The following is a 12,013-nucleotide window of genomic DNA, read 5'->3' on the forward strand; positions in this document are numbered from 1 at the left end:
GCGGCGGGCCGCACGAGGGTTCACACGGTCAGCCCTGGCGGTTGAAGAGCCGCGTGGCCCAGAGCCAGGCGCCGACGGTGATCCCGAGGCACCAGGCGACGGCGATGACGCCTTCGGCGCCGACCGGGGTGCCCGTCAGCAGGCCCCGGATGGTTTCGATCACCGGGGTGAACGGCTGGTGCTCGGCGAAGACGCGGACGACGGTGGGCATGCTGTCGGTCGGGACGAACGCGCTGCCGATGAAGGGCAGGAAGGCCAACGGCAGGACCGTGTTGCTGGCACCCTCGGGGGTCTTGCTCAGGGTGCCGAGGGCCACGGCGAGCCAGGTCACGGCGAAGGTCAGCAGGGCGACGAGGCCCAGGACGGCGAGCCATCCTCCGGGCCCCGCGGTGGGACGGAAGCCCATCAGGACGGCGATGCCGACGACGAGGCCGACGCTGACCATGGTCTGCACGAAACTGCCGATGACATGGCCGACGAGGATCGAGGAGCGGGAGATGGCCATGGTGCGGAAGCGGGCGACGATGCCCTCGGTGAGGTCGGTGCAGACGGACACCGCGGTGGTGGTCGCGGCGGCGGTCACGGTCATCAGGATGATCCCGGGAGCCAGGTAGTTGATGTAGGCGGTGCCGGTGCCGATGCCGGCCGCGAGGGGGCGGCCGAGCACGTAGACGAACAGGACGAGGAAGACCACGGGGACGGCGAGGGTGCCGATCGACAGTCCCGGGTAGCGCAGGGCGTGCTTGAGTTGGCGGCGCAGCATGGTCAGGGAGTCGCGCAGTGCGTCGGGGCGCGCCGCCCCGGGCGTGGCGTGGGCGGTGGTGCGCGTGGTGGTCGTCACGGTGCTCATCGCACGGTCTCCTCGGTGATGGCCTGGGTGGTGGTGGCGTCGGCGGTGGTGGCGTCGGTGTTGGCACGGGCGGTGGAGTCGTCGGTCGCGGCCCGGGGCCGGCCGGTGAGCGCGAGGAACACGTCGTCGAGGTCGGGGGTGTGCACGGTCAGTCCGCTGACCTCGACGGCCTCGGCGTCGAGCCGGTCGAGCAGGGAGCGCACGGCGCGCACGCCGCCGTCGCCGGGCACGCGCAGGGTGAGCGCCTCGGGGTCGCCGGCGTCGCGGGTGGCCTCGCGCAGGGTGCGGGCGGCCCGTTCGACCCCGTGGACGTCGGCGAACCGGAGGCTGATGCCGCCGCCGGGGACCAGCCGCTTCAGTTCGTGCGCGGTGCCTTCCGCGACCAGCTTCCCGTGGTCGAGCACGGCGATCCGGTCGGCCAACCGGTCCGCTTCCTCCAGGTACTGGGTGGTGAGGAAGATCGTCACGCCGCCCGCGACGAGGTCCCGGATGACCTGCCACATGGCGCGCCGGCTGCGCGGGTCGAGGCCGGTGGTCGGCTCGTCGAGGAAGATCACGCGCGGCCTGGCCACCAGGGTCATCGCGAGGTCCAGGCGGCGCAGCATGCCGCCGGAGAAGGTGAGCGCGATCCCCTTCGCCACGTCGGCCAGGTCGAAGGCCTCCAGCAGCTCCGAGGCCCGTCGCCGGCCCTCCGACCGGCCGAGGTGGGCGAGGTCGGCCATCAGGAGCAGGTTCTCCTCGGCGGTCAGCAGCTTGTCGACCGCCGAGAACTGCCCGGTGACACCGATCGCGGCCCGGACCGACCGGGGCTCCTCGGCCAGGTCGTGTCCCGCGATGCGGACCCGGCCGGCGTCGGGGGCGATCAGGGTGGAGAGGATCTGCACGGTCGTGGTCTTGCCGGCGCCGTTCGGCCCGAGCAGGGAGAAGATCGAACCGGTCGGGACGTGGAGGTCGATCCCGTCCAGGACGTGCTTGTCGCCGTAGGACTTGCGGAGCCCGCTGACGGTGATCGCCGCGTGGTCCGGGGAATGCGAGGGGGTCATGGTGTTCGCTCGTTTCGTCGTCGCTCCTCTGTGACGACCTCACCGTGACCCGACCCGCTGACAGCTCCTTGAGGCCCTCCTGACAGCTCGCTGACACGCCCTGCCGGCCTGGCCTGCCCGCCTGCTGACACGCCCTGCCGTGCGGGCCGCACGTCACCTCGACGACAGGCCCTGGCGGACGGCGGCCGGCGCGAGGGCGCCCGCCAGGGCCTGTCGCGACGGGTTGCCCGTGAAGGTGACCCCGTTCGGGAACCGCAGGTGGGGGATGCCGGGCAGGGCCTCGGCGCGGACCGCGGCCAGCGCCGCACGGACGGCGTCGGCTCCCTCGTCGCTCCAGGTCACCCCCGCGTCGGCGGCGAGGCGGCGCAGGACGGCGGGGTCGGCGATGTTCAGGCCGTCGGTGTGGTGGGCCCGGAAGAGCCGCTCGACGGCGGCCTCGGCCCGGCCCTGCGCGGCGGCGACCGCGATCAGGCGGTGTGCCTCGAAGGTGTGGGAGAAGACGGCCCCGTCGTGGTGGAACTCCAGGCCCTCGGCGGCGGCCAGTGCCGTGATCCGGGCCGTCGCCGGGGCGACGTCGGCGCCGAACGCCCGCCGCAGCACCTCCGTCTTCGGCTCGCCCTCGACGGTGGCCTCGGGCGCCAACTGGTAGGGGCGGAACACCAGGTCGACCGTGCCGCCGGCGGCGCGGACCCGGGCGGCCTCCCGGGTGAGGCGGGCGAAGGCGAAGTACGACCAGACGCAGGGGATGTCGAGGGTGAATTCGATCTTCATCGGGGGCCTCCGCGTACGGTGGGTGGTCGAGCTGACGACTCGACGGTAGGAGCACCGGGACGGCCCGGGCATCCGTCGGGTGACGGGGATCCGAGGGGGACGTTCGATGCTGCTGGGCCGGGGTGCGGAACGGGCCGTCGTCGAAGGGCTGCTGGCCGGGGCGCGCGACGGCCGCAGCGGAGTGCTCGTGGTGCGGGGCGAGGCCGGCATCGGGAAGACCGCCCTGTTGGACGGTGTGCTCGCCGAGGCGGGCGACGACGTACGGGTGATGCGCGGGACGGGCATCGAGTTCGAGAGCGCCCTGCCGTACGCGGGACTGCACCTGCTGCTGCGTTCCGTGCTCGACCGGGTCGACGCGCTGCCGGGCCCGCAGGCCGCCGCGCTGCGGACGGCCCTGGGGACCGGGGAGGCCGCCGCGGGTGGCGGCGACCGGTTCCTGGTCGGCCTCGCGGTGCTGACGCTGCTGGCCGAACTGGCCGAGGAGCGAGCGCTGTTCTGCCTCGTGGACGATGCCCAGTGGCTGGACCAGGCGTCCGCCGAGGCCCTGGTGTTCGCCGCCCGGAGGCTGCACGCCGAACGGATCGCCCTCGTGTTCTGCGTACGGGACCCGCACACGCCCGAGTTCCGTCCGGCCGGGCTGGACGAGTTGCGGCTGCGGCGCCTCGACGGGGCGACCGCCGCCGACCTGTTGGCCCTGTACGCCGCCGACCTCGGGCACCACGAGCGGCAGGACGTCCTGCGGGAGGCCGAGGGCAATCCGCTCGCGCTGCTGGAGCTGACCACGGCGCGGCGCGAGGGACACGGCTCCCCGTACGAAGGTCCGCGCGGCCGGATCGAGCAGAGCTTCGCCACCCGCATCGCCGCGCTGCCCGAGCCGACCGGGACGCTGCTGCTGGTGGCGGCGGCCGCCGACGAGCACGACACCGGGACGGTCTTCGAGGCCGCCGGCCGACTGGGAGCGGGGCTCGCCGACCTGGCGCCCGCCGAGCGGCACGGTCTGGTGCGGCTCGACGGGACCCGGCTCGTCTTCCGGCACCCGCTGATCCGGTCGGCGGCGTACCGGGCCGTCCCGGCGGCCCGCCGGCTCGCCGCGCACCGCGCCCTGGCGGAGGCCGGCGAGGGCCACCGGGCGGCCTGGCACCTGGCCGCGGCGGCGACGGCCCCCGACGAGGGGGTCGCCGCGGCCCTGGAGCGCGGCGGCGAGCAGGTCCGCGCGCGGGGCGGGCACGCCGCGCTGGCCGGGGTGTACGAACGGGCCGCGGAACTCAGCCCGGACCCCGCCGAGCGCGGGCGCCGACTCGGCGCGGCGGCTCAGGCGGCCCTGCACGCGGGCCAGTTGGACCGGGCGTGCGGGCTCGCGGCGACCGCCCGCGTCGCACCGGGCGGTGCGGCGGCCGACGCCCGGCTCGCGTCGATCGTCGCGGAGATCGCCGACGAGCGGGGCGACCTGGCCCGGGCGCACACCCTGCTGGTGGAGGCGGCGCCTGCGGTGGCCGCCGAGGACCCGCGGGGCTCGGGGCGGATGCTGTTCCTCGCCGTGGGCAGCGCGTGGGTCGGCGGGGACCCGGAGGGCGTGGCGCGGGCGACGGAGGCGGCGACGGAGGCCGGCGTGCCGAACCTGGCGGAGATCCGGGCGCTGGCCCGACTGTCGTCGCCGGACGCGGCGGTCCGCACGGACGCGCTGCGGTTCCTGCGCGACTCCTCGGCCCGCCCCGCGGGAGAACTCGGGGACCTGCGGGAGGCGTTGCGTTCCGCGTGCTGGCCCGGGTTCCTGGGCGATCACCGGGCGGCCTTCGAGCGGGCATCCGCCGTCGAGCGGGAGTGCCGGGCACAGGGCGCGATCGGGGTGCTGCCGCGCGCCCTGCTGGAGGTGTGCCAGGCCCAACTGCGGCTCGGGCTGCACCGGGACGCGCTGGCCGGCGGTACGGAGGGGCTGCGGATCGCCGCCGACACGGGGCAGGCCCGGACGGGCGCGCAGCTCGCGGGCACGCTCGCCGGCCTGGCGGCGGCCCGGGGCGACGAGGCCTGGTTCCGGGAACTGGCGGCCACCGCCGGGGCGGTGGACCTGCCCGACACACGGCACCGGTTGGCGTCGGCGGGCATCCTGCTCGATCTGGGGCTCGGCCGGCACGAGGCGGCCGCGGACCGGGCCGCCGCGGCGCCCGCCGGCGCGGCGTGCACGTGTTGCGGCCGGGACTCCGACGAGGTGGAGGCCGCCCTGCGGGCGGGTCGGCCGCGCGCGGCCGTGGCGGCCTGGGAGCGGCTGCGGGACCTGTCCCGGCACCTGGACCGGCCCGGGATCCGCGCGGTGGAGGTACGGTGCGAGGCCCTGCTGGCCGAGGACTCCGAGGAGTTGTTCCGGCGCGCCCTGGTCCTGCACGGCGAAGGGGACACGGACCGCTTCGAGGAGGCCCGGACGGCTCTGCTGTACGGGGAGTGGCTGCGCCGGGTGCGGCGCCCGGTCGACTCCCGGGGGCCGCTGCGGGCGGCCGGGGAGGCCTTCACGCGGCTGGGCGCGGCCCCTTGGGCGCGGCGCGCCGCCGGGGAACTCCGCGCGGCGGGCGAGGGCCGGCCGGAGCAGCCCGTCGCCGGGTCCGATCTGGACCGCCTGACGCCCCAGGAGTTGCAGGTGGTGCGGCTCGCGGCGACCGGTCTGACCAACCGGGACATCGGGGCCCGGTTGTTCCTCAGTCCACGAACGGTCGGGTACCACTTGTACAACGCGTACCCGAAGCTGGGCGTGACCTCGCGGATGGAGCTGACCCGGCTGGACCTGGCGGTCTGAAAAGCCCCGGCGGGGAGCGGGGTCCGGCGCGCGGGATCCCGTCTCCGCCGGCGCGGGACCCGCCCCCGTCACGACCCCGGTCATCGGAACCCGGTCACTCGACAGAGGACCCGCCACCCCGCCCGCTCGTAGGTTCGGGGCATGGAAGACAACCTGCGTCTCGCCCTCGTCATCGGCTCCACCCGCGAAGGCCGTTTCGGCCCCACCGTCGCGGACTGGTTCGCCCCGATCGCCCGCCGGCACGCCGACTTCGACCTTGACGTCATCGACGTCGCCGCGCTGGACCTGCCCGACGCCCATCCCGACTGGGGCACCGAACCCACCCCCGGACTGGCCGCGCTGCGGGCCCGCGTCGAGGCGGCCGACGCCTACGTCGTCCTCACTCCCGAGTACAACCACAGCTACCCCGCCCACCTGAAGCACTTCATCGACCTGCACCACTCCGAGTGGCGGGCCAAGCCCGTCGGCTTCGTGTCGTACGGCGGCCAGGCCGGCGGACTGCGCGCCGTCGAGCACCTGCGGCAGATCTTCGCCGAACTGCACTGCGTGACCGTCCGGGACGTCGTCAGCTTCCACTCCGCATGGGATCACTTCGGCGAGGGCGGTCGGGCCGACGACCCGGCGGGCGCCGCCGGCGCGGCCAAGGTCCTGCTCGACCAGCTCGCCTGGTGGGGGCTGACCCTGCGCGAGGGGCGCGCGGCCCGCCCGTACGGCAACTGATCCCGGGGACGGAACAACTGACGGTCGTCCGGCTCGGCGGGGCGTCACCACCGGCAAGGGCGCCCCGCCGACCACCGACCACCGACGACGGACCACCGTCCACGGATCACCGTCTACCGACCACGGACCACCGACCCCCGACCACGGATCACCGACGGAACCGGAAGGACCCACCGATGACCATCACCGAACCGGCCGCCCCCCGGCGGACCGTGACTCCCGCCCCCTCCCCGCTCGCGATCACCATGGTGGTGGTCCTCGGAGCGTTCATGACGGTGCTCGACACCACCATCCTCGGCGTCGCCCTGAGTGGTCTCTCACGCCACTTCGCGTCTCCCCTCGCGACCGTCCAGTGGACGGCGACCGCCTACACCCTCGCGCTCGCCACCGTCATCCCGCTCACCGCCTGGGCGGCGGCCCGCTTCGGCACGAAGCGGCTCTACGTCACCTCCATCGCCCTGTTCACGGCCGGTTCGGCCCTGGCCGGGCTCGCCTGGAACATCGAGACCCTGATCGCGTTCCGGGTTCTCCAGGGCCTCGGCGGCGGCATGGTGATGCCGCTCGGGATGGCCATCGTGCTGAACGCGGCCTCCCCCGAACGCAAGGGCCGGATGATGGGTCTCCTCGGCCTTCCCGTGCTGGTGGGGCCGCTGGTCGGACCGGTGCTCGGCGGGTGGCTCGTGGACGAGGCCTCCTGGCGGTGGATCTTCTTCGTCAACCTGCCGGTCGGGCTCCTCGCGGTGGCCCTGGCCGCGCGGATCCTGCCCCGGGACACCGCCCGCGCGTCCCGCCCGCTCGACGTCCTCGGCCTGCTGACGCTCTCCCCGGGCCTCGCCGCGCTGATCTACGGGCTGGCCACGGGCGGCGAGCACGGTGACTTCGCCTCGCCCGTCGCGCTCGTGCCGACCCTCGTCGGCGCGGTGCTGGTGGCGGCCTTCGTCGTACGGGCGCTCAAGGCGCGTACGCCCCTGCTGGACCTGCGGCTGCTGCGGGTGCGGGCCTTCTCGGCCGGTGTGGGCACGATGGCGCTGTTCGCGGGGGCCTACTTCGGGGCGCTGATGCTGGTGCCCGTGTACTACCAGCTCGTACGCGGCGAAAGCGCCACGGTGTCGGGGCTGTTGGGCATCCCTCAGGTGCTGGCGACCGGCATCGCCCTGCAGATCGCGAGCCGGCTCACCGACCGGGTCCCGGCAGGGCGGATCGTGCCGGTCGGGGTGTCGCTGGCGGTGCTCGGCTACGCGGCCTTCACGGCCCAGATCGGCGACGCCGGGGTCCCGTACTGGCGGCTGATGGCCGCGTTGACGGTGGCCGGCGCGGGCGTCGGGATGACGATGATGCCGACCATCACCGGCGCGACCCGCGGGTTCGGCCCCGAACAGGTACCGGCCGCGAGCACCCTCCTCAACATCAACTCGCAGATCTCCGGGTCGATCGGCATGGCGCTGTTCTCGGTGCTGCTGACCACGGCCGCGGCCGGCGGCGGCGGTCTGTCCGTCGCTGCCGGCACGTCGGCCCCCGCGCTCGCCGGCGCCTTCCAGGACACCTACCTGTGGGTGGTCGTCGCGCTGGCCGCCGCCCTGGTACCGGCGCTCCTGCAACCCCGAACGAACGGGTGACCGCACGCCGGTCACGGGAAGCGGACCCCCGGGTCCGGGGCGCGCCGGGTCGACGGGCGGGCCCCGGACCCGGGGGTTCTCGGTTGCAGGGGTTCTCGGTTGCGGGTGCCGCTCGGTTCGGGGGCCGTCGGCCTCGCGTCAGGGCGTCCGCGCCGCGAGGAAGGCCCGCTGGTCGTCGAGGAGACCCGACGGGAAGAGCCGCCTCGGGGCGAACAGCGCCGTCAGCGGCAGTCGCCACGAGGACCGTTCGACGGGGGTGCGTACCAGGGAGTGGGTGGCTCCCGGATAGCGGCGGACCGTGAGGGTGCCCGGGGCGAGCGACTCCCGGTACACGGCCTCGGTCTCGGCGCCGTCGACGTTCAGGTCGTCGGCGCCCGAGATCAGCAGCACGGGCACGTGGGGCATCGCCCGCAGGTCCGCGGTCGCGTCGGCGGTGTGGTTGCGCCCGATGAACGTCCAACGCGCGGAGGACAGTTCGGGATCGACGTCGGGGCTCGCGCGGTACTCCTCGTAGCCGGCGCCGCGCCGCAGCAGCGCGCCGACCGTCTCCCTGCGGCGCAGGGCGTCCGCGACCCGCTCCGGGCCGGCCCCCGTGTCGCGCAGTTCCGCGCGCAGGTTGTACTCCCCCTGCCGCTCCCAGTTCACGGCGGTGCCGACGGCGATCACGAACCGGACCCCGGGCGCCGGGGCCCTCGCGGCCACCTTGGGCAGGACCCAGCCGGCCTGGCTGGCGCCCCAGAGCCCGATCCGGGCCCGGTCGATCTCGGGTCGCCGGCCCGCCCAGGCGAGGGCGTCGAGGCTCTCGCGGGCACGGTCGTCCATGGTCTGGTCGAGCCAGTCGGTGGGCTTGTCGAGGGAGAGGGAGGCGTAGCCGGCGCGGGCGAAGGCCTCCCAGTAGGGGCGGTAGAAGCCGTCGTGCGTGGCGTCGACCTCGCCGTCGCCGTGGACGAACACGACCAGGGGGAAGGGCCCTCGGCCGGTGGTGGGGGTGGCGAGCACCCCGGACAGCTCGTGTCCCGCGGCGGGGACGGTGACCCGTTGTTCGCGCAGGTCGTAGTCGTTCTGCCAGACGACGACGCCGGTGAGGAGGAGCGCGCCGGCGAGGGCGAGGAGAAGGAGATCGCGGAGGGTGCGCCGTGCGGTGCGTGGTGTGCGGGACATGCCGGTACCCCCGTGTGACGTCCGCGCCGATCGGGAAAGGAACGCGGAACCAAGAAACTATCGAACTTCAAACGATCGTAGTCGCCGTGAACGTATTATGCTTGTGCGTATGACGACGACACTGCTGCGCGGACTGCCCGAGGGCGCCGAGGAACGGGTGGCCGAGCTCTACTGGGAGGCCTTCGGCCACAAACTGGGCGCCGCCCTCGGGCCCGCCGGGCCGGGGCGCCGGTTCATCGCGGACCACCTGCACACGGACCGGGCCCTCACCGTCCTCGCCGACGACGGGCGGGTGCTGGGCGTCGCCGGGTACCAACTCGCCGGTCGCGGCCTCGTCGGCGGCGACGCGGCCGCGATCAGGGCCGCGTACGGGCAGGTCAGGGGCCTGTACCGGGTGTTCCTGCTGGCGCTGCTGGAACGCACCCCGGCCCGCGGCGAGCTGGTCATGGACGGCATCGCCGTGGATCCCGCCCGGCGGGGCGAGGGCATCGGCGCGCTGCTGCTGGACGGCGTCGAGGAGGTCGCCGCGGAGCAGGGCTGCCGGCGGATCCGGCTGGACGTGGTCGAGGAGAACCCGCGGGCGCGGGCCCTGTACGAGCGGCGCGGCTTCCGGGCCGTGAAGGTGCGGCGGACGCCGTGGCTGCGGGACGTCCTGGGCTTCGGGGCCGTCACGACGATGCACAAGGCGGTGACGGCCCGATGATCCCCACGCGGCTGGTGGTGCACGCGCTGGTCCGCGAGGACGGCACGGTCGACGGCGGCGAACTGTACGAGGTCGCCGGCGCGCTCGGCATGAGCGACCAGCAGGTCCGCCTGTGCGTGAAGCGGCTGGTGGCGGAGGGCCGCTTCGAGGTCGAGGGACGGGGACGACGGGCGATGCTGCGCGCGGCGGGGCCGGGAGGCGGCCTGCCGGCCGTCCCCGAGGTGGAGTACGTCCGCCACGCCTACCGACAGGACCGCGGCCTGGAGCCCTGGGACGGGGTGTGGCACGTGTTCGCCTTCGCCGTGCCCGAATCCGCGCGGGCCGCACGGGACGCCCTGCGGGACGCCCTGACGGGCCTGGGGGCGGCGCCGCTGCAGGGCGGGCTGTACGTGACCCCGAACCCGATCGGGCCGTACGTCCGCGCCCGGGCCGCCGAACTGGGGGTGGGAGCCGGACTGACCTGCCTCGGCACCCGGGATCTGGAGGTGGGCGGGACGGACGACCCGCGGGCCCTGGCCGCCCGCCTGTGGCCGCTGACGGAGATCGCGGAGCGGTACGAGGCGCTGCGCGAGCTGGCGTCACGCCCCGAGCCGGGGCTTTCGGAGCGGGATCCGTCCGAGCCGGGGCCGTCCGGGGGCGAACCGTCCGAGCGGGACCTTCACGGCCCGGGGCCCGTCCACCCGCTGGCGCGCGCGGTGGAGCTGGCCGCGGCGTTCTCCGAGGCGATGCTCCCGGACCCGCTGCTGCCGCCCGAGCTGCTGCCCCGCCCCTGGCCGGGCGCCGCGGCCCGCGCGGCCGCCGCCCGCGCCTGGGACCGGCTCCACGCCACCACGACGTCCCCGGGGCCCCGCCTGTTCCGGCTGTACGCGCAGGCCCTGGGCGCGGAGCGGGACGAGCCGCGCGATACGCCCGGGTAGGTCATGATGTGAGGGGGTATATCCCTCTAGACCGCGCGACGACGGCCCCGCCCCCGGGGCCGGCCGCCGGAGGAGCGCAGAGCGATGGAACACACCGACCTCACCGATGTCTCGACCCACGAGGCCAGATCCCTCTCGGTGGCCCTGTTCCGCGAACTCGCCGCCTTGGAAGAGGGAACCGAGGAGTACTCCCGCACGCGCAACACGCTCGTCGAACTCAACCTCAGCCTCGTGCGGTACGCCGCCCGCCGGTTCCGCAACCGCAGCGAGCCGATGGAGGACATCGTCCAGGTCGGCACCATCGGTCTCATCAAGGCCATCAACCGCTTCGACCCGGCCCGCGGCGTCGAGTTCACCTCGTTCGCGATGCCCACCATCACCGGGGAGATCAAGCGGTTCTTCCGTGACACCAGCTGGGCCGTCAAGGTCCCCCGCCGGCTCCAGGAGTTGCGGATCGACACCGCCAAGGCGCACGACGCCCTGGAACAGGGCCTCGGCCGCGAGCCCACCGACGCCGAACTGTCCGAGCGGCTGCACGTCACCCCCGAGGAGCTCGCGGAGGGCCGCAAGGCGGCGTGCGCCTACTCGGCGCGTTCGCTGGACGCCCCGCCGCAACCGCAGGAGGAGAGCGACCGCGACCCGTACACGGCGCGGCCCTCGCTCGGCGCGGAGGAGCCGGCCTACGACCTGATCGAGTGCATGGAGTCGCTGGTGCCGATGCTGGCCGGGCTGCCCGCCCGCGAACGGAGCCTGCTGGAGCTGCGCTTCGGGGAGGAGCTGACCCAGGCGGAGATCGGGGAACGGCTCGGGTTGTCCCAGATGCACGTGTCCCGGCTGCTGAGCCGGACCCTGACCCGGCTGCGCACCGGGCTCCTCACGGACCCGGAGTCGACCGACCCGGATCCGGACCGGGGCCCGACCCCGGAGTCGGGGCCGCGTCCGTCCCCGGACCCGGCACTTCCAGCCAGACCGTCTTGCCGACCCCCGCGCCGCCAGACGGCTGCGCCCCCCAGCTCCGTGCGAGTCTCTCCAGGACGACGAGGCCGTGTCCTCCCGGCCGGCCGCGATCTCCCGACACCCGCCGTCGCGGAGGCTCCGGGTTGTCGTCGCTGACCTCGACGCGCAGGTGTCCGGGGGCGTGCCGCAGGACGAGTTCGCGGGGCCCGCCCGCGTGCAGGCAGGCGTTGGTCACCACTTCGGAGACCAGGAGGAGCACGTCGTCCACCGCGTCCTGGTCGCGCGTCCACTGCCAGTCGGCCAGTGCCTGTCGGGTGAAGTCCCGGCAGCGCGTGACGACCCCCGTCGTGGCACCGCCCAGGACCAGCCTCCGAGTCTGCTCGGCCACAGGGCCTCCCGTCTCCGCACCGCCCCTGCGCGGCGCACCTACCCCCGCCCGGATCGGTCAACCCCGACGTCCCGTCCGCCCGGACCTCGACACCGCCCGCCG

Annotated in this window: 10 protein-coding genes and 1 pseudogene; 6 read left to right on the forward strand and 5 right to left on the reverse strand. The window is 74.8% G+C overall.

Features of this window, described 5'->3' with window-relative positions; all coding sequences use genetic code 11:
* Positions 1-28 precede the first annotated feature (28 nt).
* The 3 genes from ACFYW3_RS18390 to ACFYW3_RS18400 all read right to left on the reverse strand — a co-directional run bounded on the left by ACFYW3_RS18390 (position 29) and on the right by ACFYW3_RS18400 (position 2,664).
* Positions 29-850, reverse strand: coding sequence for an ABC transporter permease (locus tag ACFYW3_RS18390; RefSeq protein WP_389386776.1), 822 nt, complete (start codon positions 848-850; stop codon positions 29-31).
* Positions 847-1,893 carry an ATP-binding cassette domain-containing protein gene (locus tag ACFYW3_RS18395; protein WP_389386777.1) on the reverse strand — a complete coding sequence of 349 codons (1,047 nt, stop codon included), beginning with the start codon at positions 1,891-1,893 and terminating at the stop codon, positions 847-849. The genes ACFYW3_RS18390 and ACFYW3_RS18395 overlap by 4 nt, the downstream gene beginning before the upstream one ends.
* Positions 1,894-2,046: 153 nt before the next feature.
* Positions 2,047-2,664: a DsbA family protein gene (locus tag ACFYW3_RS18400; protein WP_389386778.1), complete on the reverse strand. Its 618-nt coding sequence runs from the start codon at positions 2,662-2,664 to the stop codon at positions 2,047-2,049.
* Positions 2,665-2,770: 106 nt separating this feature from the next.
* Here ACFYW3_RS18400 and ACFYW3_RS18405 point away from each other — a divergent pair, with 106 nt between their 5' ends.
* The 3 genes from ACFYW3_RS18405 to ACFYW3_RS18415 all read left to right on the forward strand — a co-directional run bounded on the left by ACFYW3_RS18405 (position 2,771) and on the right by ACFYW3_RS18415 (position 7,785).
* The gene (locus ACFYW3_RS18405; protein WP_389386779.1) at positions 2,771-5,449 is read left to right on the forward strand and encodes an AAA family ATPase; all 2,679 of its coding nucleotides are present in this window, start codon (positions 2,771-2,773) and stop codon (positions 5,447-5,449) included.
* A gap of 141 nt (positions 5,450-5,590) precedes the next feature.
* A complete protein-coding gene (locus ACFYW3_RS18410) occupies positions 5,591-6,169 on the forward strand; it encodes an NAD(P)H-dependent oxidoreductase (protein ID WP_351760375.1) in 579 nt (192 codons plus the stop codon).
* Between the two features lie 176 nt (positions 6,170-6,345).
* Positions 6,346-7,785: a DHA2 family efflux MFS transporter permease subunit gene (locus tag ACFYW3_RS18415; RefSeq protein ID WP_389386780.1), complete on the forward strand. Its 1,440-nt coding sequence runs from the start codon at positions 6,346-6,348 to the stop codon at positions 7,783-7,785.
* 138 nt (positions 7,786-7,923) lie between these two features.
* On the opposite strand, the gene ACFYW3_RS18420 is transcribed toward ACFYW3_RS18415, so the two are convergent.
* Positions 7,924-8,946 (reverse strand): alpha/beta hydrolase family protein, encoded by a 1,023-nt coding sequence (locus ACFYW3_RS18420; protein WP_389386781.1) that lies wholly within the window; start codon positions 8,944-8,946, stop codon positions 7,924-7,926.
* A 109-nt stretch (positions 8,947-9,055) separates the two neighbouring features.
* On the opposite strand from ACFYW3_RS18420, the gene ACFYW3_RS18425 reads away from it, so the two are divergent.
* From ACFYW3_RS18425 to ACFYW3_RS18435, 3 genes and pseudogenes are all read left to right on the forward strand, one after another.
* Complete coding sequence (locus ACFYW3_RS18425) at positions 9,056-9,649, forward strand: GNAT family N-acetyltransferase (RefSeq protein WP_389386782.1); 594 nt, start codon at positions 9,056-9,058, stop codon at positions 9,647-9,649.
* On the forward strand, positions 9,646-10,566 hold the full coding sequence (locus ACFYW3_RS18430; RefSeq protein WP_351760387.1) for a PaaX family transcriptional regulator C-terminal domain-containing protein: 921 nt from the start codon (positions 9,646-9,648) through the stop codon (positions 10,564-10,566). The genes ACFYW3_RS18425 and ACFYW3_RS18430 overlap by 4 nt, the downstream gene beginning before the upstream one ends.
* Positions 10,567-10,671: 105 nt before the next feature.
* A pseudogene (locus ACFYW3_RS18435) lies at positions 10,672-11,448 on the forward strand (SigB/SigF/SigG family RNA polymerase sigma factor); the annotation flags it as partial.
* Here the strand turns inward: ACFYW3_RS18435 and ACFYW3_RS18440 are convergent.
* On the reverse strand, positions 11,441-11,911 hold the full coding sequence (locus ACFYW3_RS18440) for an ATP-binding protein (RefSeq protein ID WP_389386783.1): 471 nt from the start codon (positions 11,909-11,911) through the stop codon (positions 11,441-11,443). The pseudogene ACFYW3_RS18435 and the gene ACFYW3_RS18440 overlap by 8 nt on opposite strands.
* Between the last annotated feature and the right edge of the window lie 102 nt (positions 11,912-12,013).

The sequence above is a fragment of the Streptomyces sp. NPDC002602 genome (assembly GCF_042889445.1).
GTDB lineage: Bacteria > Actinomycetota > Actinomycetes > Streptomycetales > Streptomycetaceae > Streptomyces.

Bases quoted from the DNA above. Each gene is read 5' to 3' on its own strand.
- ACFYW3_RS18390 (WP_389386776.1), bottom strand. From the start codon at position 850: ATGAGCACCGTGACGACCACCACGCGCACCACCGCCCACGCCACGCCC.
- ACFYW3_RS18395 (WP_389386777.1), bottom strand. From the start codon at position 1,893: ATGACCCCCTCGCATTCCCCGGACCACGCGGCGATCACCGTCAGCGGG.
- ACFYW3_RS18400 (WP_389386778.1), bottom strand. From the start codon at position 2,664: ATGAAGATCGAATTCACCCTCGACATCCCCTGCGTCTGGTCGTACTTC.
- ACFYW3_RS18405 (WP_389386779.1), top strand. From the start codon at position 2,771: ATGCTGCTGGGCCGGGGTGCGGAACGGGCCGTCGTCGAAGGGCTGCTG.
- ACFYW3_RS18410 (WP_351760375.1), top strand. From the start codon at position 5,591: ATGGAAGACAACCTGCGTCTCGCCCTCGTCATCGGCTCCACCCGCGAA.
- ACFYW3_RS18415 (WP_389386780.1), top strand. From the start codon at position 6,346: ATGACCATCACCGAACCGGCCGCCCCCCGGCGGACCGTGACTCCCGCC.
- ACFYW3_RS18420 (WP_389386781.1), bottom strand. From the start codon at position 8,946: ATGTCCCGCACACCACGCACCGCACGGCGCACCCTCCGCGATCTCCTT.
- ACFYW3_RS18425 (WP_389386782.1), top strand. From the start codon at position 9,056: ATGACGACGACACTGCTGCGCGGACTGCCCGAGGGCGCCGAGGAACGG.
- ACFYW3_RS18430 (WP_351760387.1), top strand. From the start codon at position 9,646: ATGATCCCCACGCGGCTGGTGGTGCACGCGCTGGTCCGCGAGGACGGC.